Below are 17,347 nucleotides of genomic sequence, written 5' to 3' on the forward strand. Positions count from 1 at the left end.
GTGAGTTCAGAATGGCGATTGACTATGAGAAGGAAATGGGCTCCGCCACCGTGGAGCAGAAATTCCTGTACGAATCCGGCAACGAGATGGCCGCCTACGCGGCGCATCAGATCAATTATCATGTCATGGGGTATTTTCCGATTTCGCCGTCTACGGAGGTAGCACAATTCCTGGATACGATGAAGGCAAGCGGACAGCATGACATTATGCTCGTTCCTTCGGACGGCGAGCACAGCTCGGCGGGCATCTGCTACGGAGCATCCGCCGCCGGGGGCCGCGTATTCAATGCTACGAGCGCCCAGGGCTATCTCTATATGCTGGAGCAAATGCCGGTCCAGTCCGGCACCCGGATGCCGATGGTCATGAATCTGGTCTGCCGCTCCGTGTCGGGGCCGTTGAATATTCACGGCGATCATTCCGATCTTTATTTTGCCCTGAATACCGGCTGGCCGATCCTGATGTGTCCGGACCCGCAGTCGGTCTATGACATGAACCTTATGGCCATCAAGCTGGCCGAGCATGCGAAGGTGCGCCTGCCGGTGCTGGTGGCGATGGACGGCTACTTCACCTCGCACCAGAAGCGCCGGGTACAAGCCTTCGCGAACCGCGAGGATGTGCATAAGTTCATCGGTCCGCAGCCGGCGGGCTACGACGATGCGCTCGACCGCAATCATCCGGTCTCGATCGGCCCCTACATGAACGAGCCGGATTATATCAATAACAAATACCAGCAGTCCGTTGCCATGTACAATGCCGGCGAAGTGTTTGAAGAGATTGCCAAGGAATTCGGCGACCTTACCGGCCGCCACTATCCGATCCTGTCCCAGTACCGGATGGAGGACGCCGAGGTTGCCGTATTCCTGATGAACTCTGCTTCGGAGATCATCAAGGATGTGGTGGACGATCTCCGCGCCCGCGGCATCCGCGCGGGCTCCGTCTCGCCGAATATGATCCGCCCGTTCCCGCAGAAGCAGATTGCGGAAGCGCTCCGACATGTCAAAGCGATCACGGTCGGCGACCGCGCCGACTCCTACGGAGCCTACGGCGGCAACATGGTGAATGAAATCAAAGCCGCCCTGTTCACGTACGGCAACACGACGACCCGGGTCATCAGCCGCATCTACGGGCTCGGCGGCAAGGACTTCTACGCGGAAGACGGACATCATCTGTTCCGGCTTGCCATTGAAGCCGCCGAGACGGGCCGGATAGAAGTGCCGTTCGACTACTACGGACACAATCCCGGACTGCCGGGCAGCGAGCCGAAGCGGACGCTGAAGCCGCTCCCGTTCGACAAGCTGAAGAGCGGCCTGATCGCGGTAGACAAGGACCCCGATACGGGCAAGCTCAAGGTCAAGATTCCGCCGCTGCGGAGTCTGACCGCGAAGCCGAAGCGCTTGTCGCCGGGACACGGCACCTGCCCGGGCTGCGGCATCTTCTCCGGACTGGAGCTGTTCTTCAAGGGGATCGAGGGCGATGTGGTCGCCCTGTATCATACGGGCTGCGCTTTTGTCACCACGATGGGCTATCCCTACTCGTCCCACAAGTCCACGTTCATCCATAACCTGTTTCAGAACGGAGCTGCGACAATGTCCGGCGTCGTCGAAATGTTCTGGGAGCGCAAACGGCGGGGCGAGCTGGAGCATCTGGGACTCCAGGACGACTTCACCTTCGTCATGGTCACCGGCGACGGCGGCATGGACATCGGCATGGGTCCGGCCATCGGAGCCGCTCTGCGCGGCCACAAGATGATCATTGTGGAATACGACAATGAGGGCTATATGAATACCGGGGCCCAGCAGTCGTATTCGACGCCGATCGGCCACCGGACCTCGACGTCCAGCATCGGCAAGACGCAGCAGGGGAAGAAGACCCAGCATAAGGACACGCCGCAGATTATGGCGGCCACGAATGTGCCGTATGTCTTCACCGGCTGCGAAGCCTTCCCGCAGGACCTCGTCAAGAAGGCGGCCAAGGCCCAGTGGTATGCCCAGAATGAAGGATTGGCTTACGGGAAGATCCTGTCCGCCTGCCCGCTGAACTGGATGTCCGAGGATGCGCTCGGCACAAAGCTCGTCGGCAAGGCGGTCGATTCCTGCTTCTTCCCGCTGTATGAAGTCGAGCAGGGCATTACGACGATTACGTACAATCCCGAAGAGAAGGAGAAGCGCGTGCCGGTAACCGAATGGCTGAAAGGCATGGGCAAGACGAAGCATCTGCTCAAGGAAGAGAATGCCGAAGCACTCCGCAGCTTCGAAGAAGAAGTAGAGCGGCGCTGGGTGCGCCTGAAGGCGAAGCACGAGCATCCCGATCTGTAAAAAAGACAGGGGGAGCCCGGAGGGTTCCCTCCCGATTAAGAAATTTCTGACAACCGAAAAGGCTCCCGATGGCTTAGACAAGTCGTCCGGGAGCCCTTTCTGTTGTTGCTTGGCTGCGCCCCGTCAGAACAGGTTCCAGCTGCCCTTGCTGCGCGCGTGCCGCTCGGCGGCCGAGAGCAGAAGGGCGCGGTTAGCGCGGCCATCGCGAGACAGCCGGCAACCAGCGCGGCAAGCGAAGCGTACCAACAGATCCCGATGTTGTCGCAGACAGGTTGAACAGCCCCGTACCGGGGGCGGCAGAAGAAGTCAGCTCTCCTTCTTGTATATCTCGCGCATGACATGGCCGAGCTCGGGAAGAATGAGCCGGTTCATCGCCAGCCGGACGGCTGCGGCCGATCCCGGCATGGAGAAGACGGCTTTGCTGCCGATGGTGCCGGCAATGGCGCGGCTCAGCATGGCCGCAGGTCCGACGTCTTCCTGGAAGCTGAGCAGACGGAAGAGCTCGCCGAATCCCGGGAGATTTTTGTCCATCAGGGAAGTGACGGCTTCATAAGTGGAATCCCGGGGCGAAATGCCCGTTCCCCCGGTCAGCAGAATCGCTTCGACGCCGGCGCGGGTGGAAGCGGAATAGATCGTCTCCCGGATCAGATCGTAATCGTCCTTGACTATCGTGTAGCTCTCTAATCGGTGCCCGTTCTCCTGCAGGAGATCGCGGATGAGCGTACCGCTCTTGTCCGTCTCCGGTGTGCGGGTGTCCGATACGGTGATGACGCAGCAGGCAACGGAGCCCGGCGCCTGGCTTCGGTGTTCCTGGGCAGAATCCTTCATGGCAATCCCTCCTTGTCCTTCCATCATAGGATAGACCGGAGGCTCCCGCAAGGTTGTGCTTCCCCGCCGGTTTATAGTACACTCGCAGATGACAACAACGGGGCAAGGGAGCTATCGAAGATGAATAATGAGGTTGTTATCGGAACCGGGTACGATGCCGGCGAACGGATGGAAGCATCCAAGCCGCTGCCGGTCTATATTTTGTCGGGATTTCTGGGAAGCGGCAAAACGACGCTGCTCCAGCGCCTGCTGGCCCACTGGAAGAGTCAGGGCCTTCGTCCGGCGGTCATTATGAACGAACTGGGAGAAGTCAATCTGGACGGACTGCTCGTGGAGCAGACCGTGCCGATGGCGGAGCTGCTGGGCGGGTGCATCTGCTGCACGATCCGCGGCGATCTCAGCACCGAGCTGGCTACGCTCATCAAGCGGGAATCGCCGGATCTGGTTATTATCGAAGCGACGGGAGCGGCCAACCCGATCGAGATTATCGACAGCGTCACCGAGACTTCGCTCTATCAGCGGCTGGAGCTGAAGGGGCTGATCACCGTGGCCGACGCCGCCCATCTGCTGGAGCTGCACCGCACCCAGAAGGGTTCCACCTACCGGCTCATGCAGGAGCAGATTCGCTCTGCGTCCGTGCTGATTCTGAACAAGACCGACCGCGTCAGCGCGGAGGAGGAGGCAGAGGTCGCCGATGTGCTACGCCGCTGGAACGCGTACGCCGATCTCCTTCCGGCGGTGAACTGTGCCGTGGACCCCGCCGAGCTGCTCGAACGGATGGAGCAGGCGGACATCCACGCCGGATGGGAAGCGGAGGCGGAACCCGGGGATGCGGGCGATGAGGCGCAGGGCAGCGCCGGCACCGGGGAGGAAGGAGCCGGAGCGCCGGGAACCCACCGGACCCATGACCATGTGATGGCCTACACCCATTACTTTACTTTTCCGGTGAACAGTGAGGAATTTGAAGCTCTGATCCGGGATCTGCCCAGCGATGTGTACCGGGCGAAGGGCGTGGTGAGCTTCAGCGATACGTCCAGCCGGTTCCTGTTCCAGTATGCTTACCGGGAAGCCGATTTTATGAAAATCACCCCTCAGGGCGATCTGCCCGACGTGGCCGTCTTCATCGGGGAGCATTTCTCGTCCTCGGAGCTTCGCAGCAAGCTGCTGAAGCTGGAGCGCCGGACGGCCGGACGCCCGGACAGAGTGCGCCGCACTCTCTAGGGAGTCCCTGAAGAGCAGGCCCGGCAGGACGGCGGCAGGCCATGGTCGAGTACCGCCTATGGGCATTCTGGTTCGGAGCTTGGGGCTTGCGGTTATATAGAAGGCATAACCTAATTCATACGACCCGGAGGTACAAGGCGATGACCCGAATTCTATACCAGGATTGCATTGACGCTTGTCTGAAATGCATGGAAGCCTGCAACTACAGCTATGTCTCCAACCTGAAGGAGTATGAGCTCGCCCGGCTTCGCGACTGTGTGCTGCTTGAACGCGAGTGTGCCGATATATGCGGCTTCGCCATGGAAGCGATGACGCGCCAGAGTCCTTTTGTCGCCGATATTTGCCGGCTGTGCGCCGATATCTGCGAAGCAACCGCCGAGGAATGCTCGCGCCATGAGCAGACGCACTGTCTGGACTGCATTGAGTCCTGCCGCCGCTGCGCCGAGCTGTGCCGCGAAGTCAGCAGCCTCGTGACCGTGCTTGCCTAAACGAAGGGCAGGCTGGTACAATAAACAATATTGTTCGGAGCCAGTTTCCGCTTGCAGGTCCGGCGGAGGCTGGCTTTTATCATGAACCGGCCCGGGTAACAGGGAATACGCAGACGTAACGGGAGGGACAATGAAGGGAAGCCAACTGCCGGAAAGCGAACATTCCAGAGAGCTGTTCGCCTATTTTGGCCTCGCCGTCTTCTACGGCCAAGCGCTGGAACAGCAGCTGACCAACCTCCTGCTGCTGACCAAGCTGTCGCAGGGAAAGACACTGTCCGAGGAAGAGCTGACCGATCTGTACCAGCGCAAGCTGAGCAATTCGCTGGGTCAGCTGATCCGGGAGCTGTCTCACTACTTCCCTTTCTCCGAGGAAGAGACGCGACAGCTTCAGGAGGTATGGAAGCAGCGCAATTATATCGTACACGACTATTTCAAAGAACGGATTCAGGATACCTTCACCCCGGCCGGCCGGACCCGGATGATCCGCGAGCTGAAGCGGTTCAAGAACAAGGCCCGGCGGCTGGAGGTGAAGCTCCAGGGATACTGTGACGAGATGTATGCCGGGCTGAACCGGGAGAACGCCCAGGATATCGAAGGGCTCTATAAGCCGATGGCCGCTTCCGCCGCCGTCACGGCTGCGGAGAATTCGCCCGAATCCAAGCGGAACTGACCCCTGGCAGAAGGAGAAGTCAGGAAGCCGGGCGGCCCCCGGCATTCAGGCGAGAGCAACGCCGCCGCACACGAACAACGCCTCCGGGCTCCCGATCAGGGAAGCCCGGAGGCGTTGTTCGTTGCAGTAGCCGCAGAAGCGTCTATTTGCCCGGAAGCGGAGAAAGCACCGGCGCAGGGGAAGGTGCGGCCGCACCGCCTGCATTGCCCGACTGAAGCTGGTACATCCGGTAGTACCGGCCCTCTTTTGCCATCAGCTCCTCGTGGCTGCCCCGTTCGACAATCTCGCCGTGATGCAGCACCAGAATCTGATCGGCGCTTCGAATGGTGGACAGGCGGTGGGCGATGATGAACGTCGTCCGGCCCTTCTTCAGCACCTCCAGCGCTTCCTGAATAAGACTCTCGGTCTCGGTATCGATGTTGGAGGTCGCCTCGTCGAGAATCAGAATCGCCGGATCGAAGGCGAGCGCCCGGGCGAATGAAATGAGCTGGCGCTGTCCGGCGGACAGCGTGCTGCCCTTCTCCACGACCGGTTCATCGAAGCCCTGGGGCAGATGCGCCAGCAGCCGGTCGGCGCCTACCTCGCGAAGCGCGCGCTCGGCGCGTTCCCGCGTAATCCGCTCGTCGCCGAGACTGACGTTGGACGCAATCGTGCCCGTGAACAGATACGGATCCTGCAGCACGATGCCCATATGGCTGCGAAGCCACTGCTTCGGAATGGATACGGTCTCCTTGCCGTCGATCGTGATGGAGCCTTTCTGCGGATCATAGAACCGGAACAGCAGGTTGATGATCGAGCTTTTGCCCGAACCGGTATGTCCGACGAGCGCCACCGTCTCGCCCTGCGCCGCCCGGAAGGAGATATTCTTGAGCACCTCATGCCCTTCCTTGTAGGCGAACGAGACGTTCTTGAATTCCACATGGCCCTTGTAGCGCGGCATCGATCCGTCCGTAATCGGCTCGCCTTCTTCGTCCATCAGCTTGAAGACGCGTCCGGCGGATACCATCGAGGAATCCAGGTTGGCCAGCTGGTTGACCATGCCGGTGATCGGCTGGAACATCCGGCCCAGCACATCGACGAAGGCGTAGAGCACGCCCAGCGAAATGGCGGTGGAACCCGTCAGGCTGCCGAAGCCGAAATACCACAGCACCATCACAAAAGCGAAATTCCGGAGCACCCCGACCAGATTGTGGGAGGTGAAGGAGTTCAAGTTCAGCATTTTGTTCTGGTATTTCAGGTAATCGTCGTTCAGCGTCTCGAACTCCTCCAGCCGCTCTTTCTGGCGGCGGAAGATCCGGATGATCGACATGCCCTGGATGGATTCATTAATTATGGCGTTGATCTCGCTCAGACGGGAGCGGATGACCGTATTGTACTTGGTCGCCACCTTGCGGTAGAGCACGATCCAGAGCACGATGACCGGCAGAATGAACAGGCTGACCAGACCGAGCCGGTAATCGAGCAGGAAGAGCGCGATGTATACGCCGGTGATGTTGATGATGCCGGTACAGAAATTCGAGAGCACGGCGATGAACAGATCCTTGACCGCCTCGGTGTCGTTGGTGACCCGGGAGACGACCTTGCCTGCCGGCAGATTATCGAAGAAGTGAACCGGCAGCCGCTGAATATGGGCGTATACATCGGTCCGCAGCTTCCGGACGACCTGATTGGCCGAGGATTGAAGCCAGTACGTCTTGCCGAACTCCGCGATAATCGAGACCAGCAGCAGAATGCCGTATAGGCCGACCAGCCGGTAGATGCCGGGGAACTCCGGTTTGTAAAAAGCGAACAGTTCGCCCGCCGACAGCTTCGCCGCCGGATAGCTGACGGACTGTCCGTCCCGGGCGATGGTCAGGGTCCCGTCCCGGAAGCTGCGTTCGCCTTCCGTCCGGGGTACCGCCTCGCCAATGAAATAGAAGCTCCGGCCGATCTGGAGCAGCCGGACCTCCCGGCCTCTGGCTTCCCCCGGCTCGAACCGGTCGCCGCGCTTGTAATAAGCGCCCCGGTATTCCGCAGCCTGATGAGAGGATTCCGAGACAAAGTAAGGCTTCTCGATGGCCAGCATATGGTTGTCGATCATTGATTTGGCGATAAAAGGCCCGGCCAGCTCGGCCGCTACCCCGATGGAGAGCAGCAGCAGAGCTGCGATGAATGTCTTCTTGGCATGCAGCGCGTATTGGAACAAGCGCCTGCCTGTATTGGATTTCATGAGGAAAAACCTCCTAAAAGTTTTACTAGCTTCCGCTTCATCGAATATCTTCGGTAAAACTGCATCGGAAGCATAAACCTAGTTTTACTAGCTTCCGCTTCATCGGGTTTTCTTCGGTAAAACTGCATCGGAAGCATAAACCTAGTTTTACTAGCTTCGGCCTAGTTGTTCAGATTATTCTCCAGCTGCTGCCGGTCGTACTGCTCCCGGTACCAGCCGTTCTGCTTCAGCAGCTCTTCGTGCGTACCACGCTCGATAATGGCGCCGTCCTCGAGAACCACGATCTGGTCGGCATGCTCGATGGCGGACAGCCGGTGAGTCGCGATCAGAGTGGTCTTGCCCTGGCGGTGTTCGCGGATGTTGTCTACAATCCGGGCTTCCGTGCGGGCGTCAACGGCGGAGAGCGCGTCGTCCAGAATCAGAATGTCCGGCTCGGCGATAAAAGCGCGGGAGAGCGAAACGCGCTGCTTCTGTCCGCCCGAGAGCGAGACGCCCCGTTCGCCCACGAGCGTATCCAGGCCGCGCTCCAGCGTGCCGAGATCCTGGTCGAAGGCCGCAGTGGCGATCGCTTCCATGATGGTATCGTCGGAAGCGCCGGGCTTGCCGAATTGAATATTCTCGCGGACGGTCTTCGAGAAGAGAATCTGCTCCTGGGGCACATAGCCGATCCAGCTGTGCAGCCGGTCGAGCGGGATGCGGTTAATCGGAACCCCCGAGACGGCTATGGTGCCGCTGCCGGTCGGATATTCATGCAGAAGCTGCTTGAGCAGCGTGGATTTGCCGCTGCCGGTCCGTCCCACAACGCCGAGCGTTTCGCCTCGGCGGAGCGTAAGGTCGATTTCCCGCAGATTGTCCTGCGCGGAGGTCGGATAGCGGAAGGTGGCGTCCTTGAATTCGATGGTCTCCGGTGAGGAGACCTCCACGGTGTCTTCCGGGTCCTGAACATCCGGCCGGGTGTGAAGCACCTCGTCGATCCGGTCGAGCGAAGCGCCGCCCCGCTGCATGAGGTTAATCAGCTCGCCGATGGCGAACATCGGCCAGACGATCATTCCGAGATACATATTGAACGAGACGAGGTCGCCTAGCGTAATTTCACTGTGAAAGACGAGGTACATGCCGTAAGTCAGGCCGATGATGTAGCTGAGACCGACGCAGAACCGGATCGTCGGCTCGAAGAAGGCGTCGATTCGGGCAACGGCCATGTTCTTGCGGTAGACGTCGTCGGTGATGTCGCCGAACCGCTTCTCATCCAGGCGTTCCTGGACATAGGCGCGGATGACGCGGATACCCGAGACCGATTCCAGCACCTGGTCGTTCATATCGCCGAAGGCGTCCTGGGCCAGGGTGTAGCGTTTGTGGATCGCTTTGCCGTAGACCACCATCGCCAAGGCAATCAGCGGAAGCGGAAGTACGGCGGCGAGCGTCAGCTTCCAGCTGATCAGCACGCCCATGGCCAGCAGCACGACAGAGAAGTAGATAGTCGAATCGACCAGGGTCAGCATCCCGAAGCCGACCGTTACGGACACGGCGCGGATATCGTTGGTGGCGCGGGCCATCAGATCACCGGTCCGGTTGCGCTCGAAGAACGAGGGGGTCAGGGTCATCAGATGATTCATGAACCGGGAGCGAAGGAGACGCTCTACCAGATTGGAGCCGCCGAACAGGCTGTGCATCCATATGTACGTAATGCCGTAAATGACAGCCAGCAGGCCGACAATGCCCGCGATGTAGGCGGTCAGGGCGCCGGACGTGATCGAGCCCCGGACGATCCGGTCGATGGCGTTCCCGAGCAGCCGTGGAGGCAGCAGCTCAAGGATGCCGACGAGGATCAGCATGAAGAGGCCGATGATGTACCGTTTCTTCTCGCGGCGGAAGAACCAGCCGAGATTGCGGAGTACAGAGAATATCATCCGTATTTCATCCTTTCGTTGAAAGCTTGTGTCAATCGGGTAGCGACCGGAGCAGCGTGGAGGAAGATTCCTTCTTGGGCTCCGCCATTCAACCAAAAAAGGCATACCATCCGTTAACGGATGATATGCCTGTAGGAAGCAAACGCATCATGTGAACGGTGCCAAGCGCACCGCACTCATTATGAACGATTCTTCCTCTAGATGCAGGGCGGCGGACGCCGTGCGCTCAGGAAGACTTCTTCACAAAAGGGGACGCTTCGGTATTCGGTTGGGGACGGAGAATGGCTTGGAACGAAATGGAATAAAGTCTATGTTTAAACACCGAGATCACCCTTTCTAAGAAATTGGTAATTACTAGAAGTTGAATCGCTACGTCTACACTTTATCATCCGGCCCGAGAAATTGTCAAACGTAATTTTGAACAAAATGCGAAAAATTTTAAGTATTGACCGGAAGACGGTTTGGAAACAGGGGATTTTAAGCTATGATGAAGAGGATAAGGAGATGAGCTATGATGAGCATCACGGTTAGTTCGGAAGCCGCTTCCTGGTTCAAAAGAGAGCTGTCCCTCCAGGAGGGAGCCCAGCTCCGCCTGTTCCCTCGCTACAGCTCGGGCGGCGGACTGCATCCCGGCTTCTCGCTCGGCATCGCCGCCCAGCCGGCCGTCCGCCCGGGGATGCAGGAGACGCGCGAAGGCGTCTTCTTCTACCTGGAGGAGCAGGATCTGTGGTATATGGACGGCTACAACTTGAGCATCGTCTATGACAAGGCGGAAGACGACATTGATTATGTCTACGAACCGGCTTCTGCCAGGGAACAAGCTTAAATGCCGCCGGTTCCGGCGTCAGAATAGACGGACGTTCCTGCAGCAACAGCAAAGCCCCGGCCTCTTCAGGCCGGGGCTTTGCTGCGTAAGCAAGGACCGTTCATCCGTCAGTGCGAACGAAATGGTTCTTCTTCCATGGCATACTCGAAATCGTCGATATCATAGACCTGCACCGGAACTCCGCCTTCTATAATCCGCTGAATCAGCTCGAGCTGATCGGTCAGGATCGGCGCATTCTCACGCTGGGAAGCCAGCAGCAGCTCGGTCTCGATCGGATCGAACAGCTCGCCGTAAGCGGCATTGTCAACGCCGTTGACCACGGTAATCCGGGCTCTCTCCCCGACGAGAATCGAAGGACTCTTCGACCAGGGCATATTCAGGCACCGCCGCAGCTTCTTCTGGTTCAGCGGTTCCTCGAAGTAGGAGATCAGCTCGGCGATCTTCTCCTTCACATGCCGCTCGTCTTCGGGGTGGTTCATCAGCGGCTCGCTGCTGTCTTTCAGCTCGTAGAGCTCCAGCACCGTGGTGTAGGGAACGAGATATTCCACCGGTTCCGCGGGGACGAGCAGTTGACCGTATATGGCCATCATGACGGCTTCCGTCACAAATTGTCTGGACATCATTATCCTCCTGGGGCTGTCGGGACTGCGTTTAACGCGGGATATAGCCTAGAATTATCAAAACACTGTCACCGGCAAAAGTCAACCGGAGCGGTCGCCTACATCCGTCCGATCAGAAGCGACAGGATGCCGGCGGCAATCAGCGGGCCGACGGGAACGCCCTTGAAGAGCGCCACCCCGAGCACAGTGCCGATCAGCAGCCCCGCGACGACGGTGGGCTGGCTTCCCAGCAGTGAAGCGCCGCGGCCTCCGAGCCAGGCGACGAGCATGCCGACGCCGACCGCGAGCAGCGACTTCCAGTGCAGGAAGGATTGCAGCGCAGTGCCGGGCGTAATGCGCCCGCTCGCCAGCGGGGTCATGACACCGATGGTCAGGATGATGATGCCTGCCGTCAGCCCGTATTTTTCGAGCCAAGGAAAAGCCTGGTGCAGCCCGGCCACCCGAACCAGCAGCAGAACCAGCATAGAGATCGTAATCGCCGAATTGCTGCTGACAATGCCCAGAGCCGCCAGTGCCAGCAGCAGCAGAGAGGTCATGTCCATGGCGCTGCTCCTACAGAGACTTCGCCGCGATATGCGCAGCGATGAGCTTGCCGTGGCCCCGCCCGGTCTCAATGAAGACCTCATTGGCGTTGCGTCCGGATGCGATGACCCCGGCAATATACAGACCCGGCACATTGCTCTCCATCGAGGACGGATTGAACACCGGCTTATCCATATTGTCGTCCATGTCCACGCCGGCCGAAGACAGCAGCTCGCGGTTCGGACGGAAGCCGGTCATGGCCAGTACAAAATCGTTCTCGATCTTCAAGCCCTCCCCGCCGTCATTCGGAGTTACGGTTACGGTGTCGGCCGTAATTTCGGTAACCCGGGAACGGAGATGCAGGGTGATTTTGCCCTTCTCGACCATACTTTCGAAGATGGGGCGGACCCAAGGCTTGATATTGTCCGAGACGCTGTCGCCGCGGTAGATCATATCCACCTGGGCACCGACCCGCATCAGCTCCAGAGCGGCGTCGACGGCCGAGTTGCTGCCGCCGATGACGGCTACGCGCATGCCGGTGTAAGGATGGGCTTCACTGAAATAATGGGTGACCTTCGGGAGCTCTTCCCCCGGGATTCCAATCCAGTTCGGCTGGTCAAAATAGCCGGTGGCAATGACGACATGGGCGGCCTCCCGCACCTGCCGCTGGCCGCGGTTATTCACGGTATGAACTTCGAAGCTCCCGTCGGCGCGGCGCTGCACCGAGACGGCTTCTTCATAGGCGGCAATCCGGAGGCCGTAGCGCTCGGCGGCCCGCCGGTAGTAGACCAGCGCTTCCTGGCGGTAAGGTTTGTCGTTCTGCGAGGTAAAGGGAACATCGCCGATCTCAAGCAGCTCGGCGGTGCTGAAGAACTGCATGCCGTTCGGATACAGGTAAATGGAGTGGACAATAAAGTGCTTCTCCACAATCAGCGCGGTAAGCCCTTGGCGCCCGGCTTCGATGGCGGCGGACAGGCCGCAGGGCCCGGCGCCGATGATGATGACGTCAATCATATTCCTTGAACTACCTCCGTATCGAGTAGGGTAATGGAGCATGCGCAACGGCATGCGGATAACTCAAATCCTACAGCAAAAGCAGGAATTTATCCAATCGGATAGATCTGGGTTGCTAATCTGATTAGACAAATATATAATTAGATATATATCTATACTATTGATCGAGAAGAGAGTGATTCGGGATGCAGCTTGCAGCCATTGTCCAATATCACAAAGCACTGGCCGATCCGACCCGGCTGAAGATGCTCCTGCTGCTTGCAGGAGGCGAGCTGAACGGCCAGACGCTGGCCGAGAAGCTGAACTTGTCGCAGCCTACCGTGACGCATCATGCGTCCAAGCTGCGTTCGGCCGCGCTTATCAAGGAGCGGAGAGACAAGAATACGGTTTATTTTCAGCTCAATGAGGAATTTATCCGGTACGGCGCAGACGCGTCGCTGCAATTCATTTTGAACAAGGGGGTACAGCAAATGCAGGAGAAGAGCGGAGCAAGGTCGCAGAAAGAGACGGTGCTGTCCAATTTCTACTCGAAGGACGGCAAGCTTCGGCAGCTTCCGGTTCAGTACAAGAAGAAGCTGATCGTGCTGGAGCACATGGTCGAACAGCTTAAGCCGGATGTGGTATATACCGAGAAGGAAATCAATGAATTTATCAAGACTTATCATGAAGATTATGCCACGATCCGGCGGGAGTTTATTATGCACCAGTTCATGTACCGTGAAGACGGGAAGTATACCCTTAATCCGCCTGAAATATGGACGCATTGGGAGAATGTCAAATAAACATCACAAAGTTTCAACAAAAAAGTGAAAACGGAGTTTTAGCTATTAATATTCGGCAATCTCGCATAAAATGTAATTGTAAGCGTATTCTATTACGTTATGTGGGAAGGAGACGAACATGGTGATTTTCAAAAGAAATCGCAAAACCGAAGACGCTCCCCGCCAAATCACCGTCACTCTGCCGGATGTCAAGCAGGCTGTCCGGCAGTTCGAGAAGGATATGCCCGCCTCCATTAACCGTACCGTGCTGCTGCGAGAGGACAAGAGTCTGGATCTGAACCGGCTGACCCGCTATCTCGGGGGAACCACGGAACAGAAATTTTATATGTCGAGAGAGACGTTCGAAATTTTCTCCGAGGACGACCGGCTGATTCCGTATTATCTGGATATGGTTCAATCCGCCGTCGACTGCTACCTCAGCGACACGGGCAAGCTTCCGCTTATGGAAGACGTCAGGCTGCCCCAGGTTCATTACCGGCTGCTGGCCAGCGGACGGTATCTCAAGGAAATGCCGCCGTTTCCGCTGTATATTACAGACGAGGAAATGATGCTGACGCACCGCGAAGAGTATTTCAAATAAGGGGATTGCCGATACTGCCGTTCTCTGCTTCTTCTGGCACCGCAAGGTGCTTTTCTTTTTGCCCTTGATCTGCTGTACGCGGTACAATGGACGCTGTGGCAAGCGAGAGACGAAAGGAATGGATGCAGTGAACGGTGGAGAGAGAGACGCGAGAGGGATTCTGTTTGATCTGGACAATACGCTGATGGACCGGGACGCGACGTTCCGCAGCTTCTGCACGGCGATGACAGGCGAGTTCATGGCTCATCTGGACGAGGCGGAGCGGGAAGCGGCCGCCGAGGACATGATTGTCCGCGACGCGGACGGGTACCGGGACAAGGACGGTTATTTTGCCGAGCTGAGCCGGGAATTGCCGTGGAGCCGGCCGCTCAGCCCCGAAGAAATCCGCGCCTATTACGACCGGACGTATACCGGGCATTTTGCCGTGATGGAGAAGGCGGAGAAGGTGCTGGAGGATTGCAGGAACCGTGGGCTTCGGCTGGGGCTGGTAACCAACGGCAAGACGGCGCTTCAGAACGGTAAAATCGACCGGCTTGGCCTTCGGCGCTACTTCGACGCCATTGTCATTTCGGAAGAAGCGGGGATTGCGAAGCCCGATCCCGGAATCTACAGCTTCGCGCTGCGCAAGCTCGGCGTGGAGGCGGACAGGACGCTGTTCGTAGGCGACCATCCCGTCAATGACATTCAGGGCGCGTGGGAGGCCGGTATCCCGGCTGTCTGGCTGAGGCGCCGCCACGGCTGGGACGAGCGCCTGACGGCGCGTCCGTTCGCTGTGATCAATCGATTGGCGGAGCTGCCGGAAGCCGTCGGCGCCTGGCTGATGCCAAAATTGAAGAGTTGACAATTCCTCCCGCGACCCGTTATGATGGCTTCAGATTAACCGGAAGGAGACGATGTATTATGATGGCTTATTGCGTACAGACCCGTCAACTGAATAGCGATCCCTATACGCGTCCCCCGGAAGCAGGCTTTCGCCGGTCTTAATGCCGTGCGATTGTTGAAGTGCCGCTGCTGAACTTTGGCAGCCTGTATCTTTGGCGTCAATTACAGCGCCGCCGGAACCGTTGGGGTTCCGGCGGCTTTTTTGCAGGTACGCCATCTTTGCTGTGCCTTTTGACGGGCGGCGTTGCCAAGCCCGTCTCTAATATGCAGGACCCTGCCCGCCGGAACTCTGGATGTTCCGGCGGGCTTTTTGCAGCGCAGGCAGGCCTGTAATCCGGGAGAACGCGGTTGCAAGACCCAACCTAAACTCTTGGAGGAATCCTTTAACAATGAACATGACGACTTATGGATGGAATGAAGAATGGCATCGGCGCTGGCAGGAAGGACGCTGGCCCGAAGAGCTGGAGCCCGCACGGATTATCGGAGACTTCGGCAGCGAATTTGAACTGGCGGCGGAGGGCGGAGAATACCGGGGCAGCCTCTCCGGCAAATACCGCCACCGCCTGGAGGCAGGCGGAGACTATCCCGGCATCGGCGACTGGGTGGCCGTCCGGCGGCCCGCCGGCAGCCGGCTGCTCCAGATCGAAGGGGCGCTTCCGAGAAACAGCGCGATCCTGCGCCAGGCAGCCGGAACGGTGGTGTCGCAGGGACAACTGATTGCAGCCAATGTCGATACGCTGTTTCTGGTAGCCGCCTTGAACGATGATTTCAATGTCCGCCGGATGGAGCGTTATCTGATTATGGCCTGGAACAGCGGGGCAATGCCGGTGATTCTGCTGACCAAAGCCGACTTGTGCGAAGACCGTGAGCGGCGCATCGGCGAGATGGAATCGGCAGCGCCCGGCGTTCCCGTTCATGCGGTAAGCGCTTTGAGGGACGACGGGCGGGAACAGCTGGAGTCCTATCTGGGCCCAGGCCGGACCGTAGCCCTGACCGGGTCTTCCGGCTGCGGCAAATCGACGGTGGTCAATTGGCTCTGCGGCCGGGAGCTGCAGCGGACCCAGGAGGTCAGAGAAGATGACAGCCGGGGGCGTCATACGACAACGCACCGTGAGCTGTTTGTTCTGCCCTCGGGCGCTGTCCTGGTCGATACGCCCGGAATGCGGGAGCTTCAGCTTCGGGACGACGAAGGCGGTCTGGAGCAGGCTTTTGCCGATATCGGTCTGCTGGCCGCAAGCTGCCGCTATGCCGACTGCCGGCATGAGCGGGAAGAGGGATGCGCCGTACTGGAAGCGGCGGCAGACGGCAGACTGGAAGAGAAACGGCTGCTGAATTTCCACAAAACCCAGCGCGAGCTGCTCTATCAGAGCGCCAAGGAGCAGAAGAACAAGCGCAAGGCCGGCGCGGCTCCGGTCAAGAGCGGCAGCCGGAACGCCGGGCGGCAATCGTGGCGCAGAGATTGGGAAGAAAATTAAGATCAATTCGAACCATGGAATTATAAAGAAAGCCGGATCAGGAGTTCCTGACCCGGCTTTTAACGTTGCAGCAGATGAAATTTAGAATGTCAGAGCGGCTTCTCTTGCGTTCTCCAGCCCTTTGCCGATAATCTCGGCAGCCTGCTGCGGCATCTGGTTGTGGCCTTCGATGATGATCTCGTGGATGTCCGTGAAGCCGAACAGCTTCAGGTTGCCCCGTACGTAGTTGACGGCCATTTCGGCTGCGGCAGCCGGTCCTTCGGAATAGACGCCGCCCCGCGCGTTCAGCAGCACGGCCTTCTTGCCGGTCAGCAGGCCCACCGGACCATTCTCGGTGTACTTGAAGGATTTGCCGGCCTGGGCCAGGTAATCCATGTACGTGTGAAGTACGGCCGGAACGGTCATGTTCCAGAGCGGGAAGCCGAATACCACCTTGTCGCTGTCGGCGAACTGAGTGAAGTATCCGCCCACCAGCGCGGCCAGCTTGGCTTCTTCGGCGGTCAGTTCCAGCCCGTTCGCTTCCTTGTACAGCGCAGTCAGAATGGAGTGGTCATAGTAAGGAAGCTCCGCGGCGAAGAGGTCCAGTTCGGTGATCTCGTCTTCGGGATGCGAAGCGCGGTAGGCGTTCAGAAATTCTTCATACAGCTTAACGCTGACGGCTTGCTCGGCAGGACGGTTATTGGCTTTGATAAACAACACTTTCGACATAATCACGGTCTCCTCTGTATGTGTAAGTAATAATCATTAACTATAAATAATATAGTTGATAACAAAGTTAGTGTCAACAGCGATTTTCAAGCCGGCATGAAACCGGAATTCCAAAAAAAATTTTTCGACAAAATGGTCCTCGGAGGCTCCCAGATAAAGGGATGGAAATGTTCTCTTGCCAAAGCGAGCCCCCAGATATTGGGGGCGGGTCGGATTATGGCGTTCTGCGCCCCTTGCCGCGCGCCGATTGGCGGGTTTAAGCGGGGAGAGGTCCGGTTATATAGGGGATACAAGGGC

Annotated in this window: 16 protein-coding genes; 9 read left to right on the plus strand and 7 right to left on the minus strand. The window is 58.4% G+C overall.

Annotated features, from left to right (window positions below):
• The first annotated feature begins 11 nt into the window (after window positions 1–11).
• Window positions 12–2,315 (plus strand): thiamine pyrophosphate-dependent enzyme, encoded by a 2,304-nt coding sequence (locus RBI05_RS05720; RefSeq protein WP_310550383.1) that lies wholly within the window; start codon window positions 12–14, stop codon window positions 2,313–2,315.
• 306 nt (window positions 2,316–2,621) lie between these two features.
• Here RBI05_RS05720 and RBI05_RS05725 read toward each other — a convergent pair whose 3' ends face one another.
• Entirely contained in the window at window positions 2,622–3,143 is a 522-nt protein-coding gene (locus RBI05_RS05725; RefSeq protein WP_150457303.1) for a MogA/MoaB family molybdenum cofactor biosynthesis protein, read from the minus strand.
• 168 nt (window positions 3,144–3,311) lie between these two features.
• Here RBI05_RS05725 and RBI05_RS05730 point away from each other — a divergent pair, with 168 nt between their 5' ends.
• The 3 genes from RBI05_RS05730 (at window position 3,312) to RBI05_RS05740 (ending at window position 5,522) form a co-directional block, all read left to right on the plus strand.
• Complete coding sequence (locus RBI05_RS05730) at window positions 3,312–4,364, plus strand: CobW family GTP-binding protein (protein ID WP_310550500.1); 1,053 nt, start codon at window positions 3,312–3,314, stop codon at window positions 4,362–4,364.
• 140 nt (window positions 4,365–4,504) lie between these two features.
• A complete protein-coding gene (locus RBI05_RS05735; RefSeq protein WP_150457304.1) occupies window positions 4,505–4,852 on the plus strand; it encodes a four-helix bundle copper-binding protein in 348 nt (115 codons plus the stop codon).
• A gap of 130 nt (window positions 4,853–4,982) precedes the next feature.
• A complete protein-coding gene (locus tag RBI05_RS05740; RefSeq protein WP_310550384.1) occupies window positions 4,983–5,522 on the plus strand; it encodes a hypothetical protein in 540 nt (179 codons plus the stop codon).
• 142 nt (window positions 5,523–5,664) lie between these two features.
• Here the strand turns inward: RBI05_RS05740 and RBI05_RS05745 are convergent, their stop codons facing one another.
• Window positions 5,665–7,731 (minus strand): ABC transporter ATP-binding protein, encoded by a 2,067-nt coding sequence (locus tag RBI05_RS05745; RefSeq protein ID WP_310550385.1) that lies wholly within the window; start codon window positions 7,729–7,731, stop codon window positions 5,665–5,667.
• 161 nt (window positions 7,732–7,892) lie between these two features.
• On the minus strand, window positions 7,893–9,638 hold the full coding sequence (locus tag RBI05_RS05750; RefSeq protein WP_310550501.1) for an ABC transporter ATP-binding protein: 1,746 nt from the start codon (window positions 9,636–9,638) through the stop codon (window positions 7,893–7,895).
• A gap of 517 nt (window positions 9,639–10,155) precedes the next feature.
• On the opposite strand from RBI05_RS05750, the gene RBI05_RS05755 reads away from it, so the two are divergent.
• Complete coding sequence (locus tag RBI05_RS05755) at window positions 10,156–10,467, plus strand: HesB/YadR/YfhF family protein (RefSeq protein ID WP_150457464.1); 312 nt, start codon at window positions 10,156–10,158, stop codon at window positions 10,465–10,467.
• Window positions 10,468–10,574: 107 nt separating this feature from the next.
• Here RBI05_RS05755 and RBI05_RS05760 read toward each other — a convergent pair whose 3' ends face one another.
• The 3 genes from RBI05_RS05760 to RBI05_RS05770 form a co-directional block, all read right to left on the minus strand.
• Window positions 10,575–11,087 (minus strand): ADP-heptose synthase, encoded by a 513-nt coding sequence (locus RBI05_RS05760; protein ID WP_150457306.1) that lies wholly within the window; start codon window positions 11,085–11,087, stop codon window positions 10,575–10,577.
• Window positions 11,088–11,185: 98 nt separating this feature from the next.
• Window positions 11,186–11,629 carry a DUF441 domain-containing protein gene (locus tag RBI05_RS05765; protein WP_150457307.1) on the minus strand — a complete coding sequence of 148 codons (444 nt, stop codon included), beginning with the start codon at window positions 11,627–11,629 and terminating at the stop codon, window positions 11,186–11,188.
• 10 nt (window positions 11,630–11,639) lie between these two features.
• Complete coding sequence (locus RBI05_RS05770; RefSeq protein ID WP_310550386.1) at window positions 11,640–12,623, minus strand: YpdA family putative bacillithiol disulfide reductase; 984 nt, start codon at window positions 12,621–12,623, stop codon at window positions 11,640–11,642.
• A 185-nt stretch (window positions 12,624–12,808) separates the two neighbouring features.
• Here RBI05_RS05770 and RBI05_RS05775 point away from each other — a divergent pair, with 185 nt between their 5' ends.
• From RBI05_RS05775 to rsgA, 4 genes are all read left to right on the plus strand, one after another.
• Window positions 12,809–13,405, plus strand: a complete 597-nt coding sequence (locus RBI05_RS05775) for a DUF2087 domain-containing protein (protein ID WP_310550387.1) — start codon at window positions 12,809–12,811, stop codon at window positions 13,403–13,405.
• A gap of 118 nt (window positions 13,406–13,523) precedes the next feature.
• Window positions 13,524–13,985, plus strand: coding sequence for a DUF3939 domain-containing protein (locus tag RBI05_RS05780; protein ID WP_191089488.1), 462 nt, complete (start codon window positions 13,524–13,526; stop codon window positions 13,983–13,985).
• 118 nt (window positions 13,986–14,103) lie between these two features.
• A complete protein-coding gene (locus RBI05_RS05785; RefSeq protein ID WP_310550388.1) occupies window positions 14,104–14,826 on the plus strand; it encodes an HAD family hydrolase in 723 nt (240 codons plus the stop codon).
• Between the two features lie 430 nt (window positions 14,827–15,256).
• Complete coding sequence (gene rsgA / locus RBI05_RS05790; RefSeq protein WP_310550389.1) at window positions 15,257–16,342, plus strand: ribosome small subunit-dependent GTPase A; 1,086 nt, start codon at window positions 15,257–15,259, stop codon at window positions 16,340–16,342.
• An 81-nt stretch (window positions 16,343–16,423) separates the two neighbouring features.
• Here rsgA and RBI05_RS05795 read toward each other — a convergent pair whose 3' ends face one another.
• Complete coding sequence (locus RBI05_RS05795) at window positions 16,424–17,050, minus strand: FMN-dependent NADH-azoreductase (protein ID WP_310550390.1); 627 nt, start codon at window positions 17,048–17,050, stop codon at window positions 16,424–16,426.
• Window positions 17,051–17,347: the final 297 nt, after the last annotated feature.

The sequence above is a fragment of the Paenibacillus glufosinatiresistens genome (assembly GCF_031470375.1).
GTDB classification, from domain to species: domain Bacteria; phylum Bacillota; class Bacilli; order Paenibacillales; family Paenibacillaceae; genus Paenibacillus_AQ; species Paenibacillus_AQ glufosinatiresistens.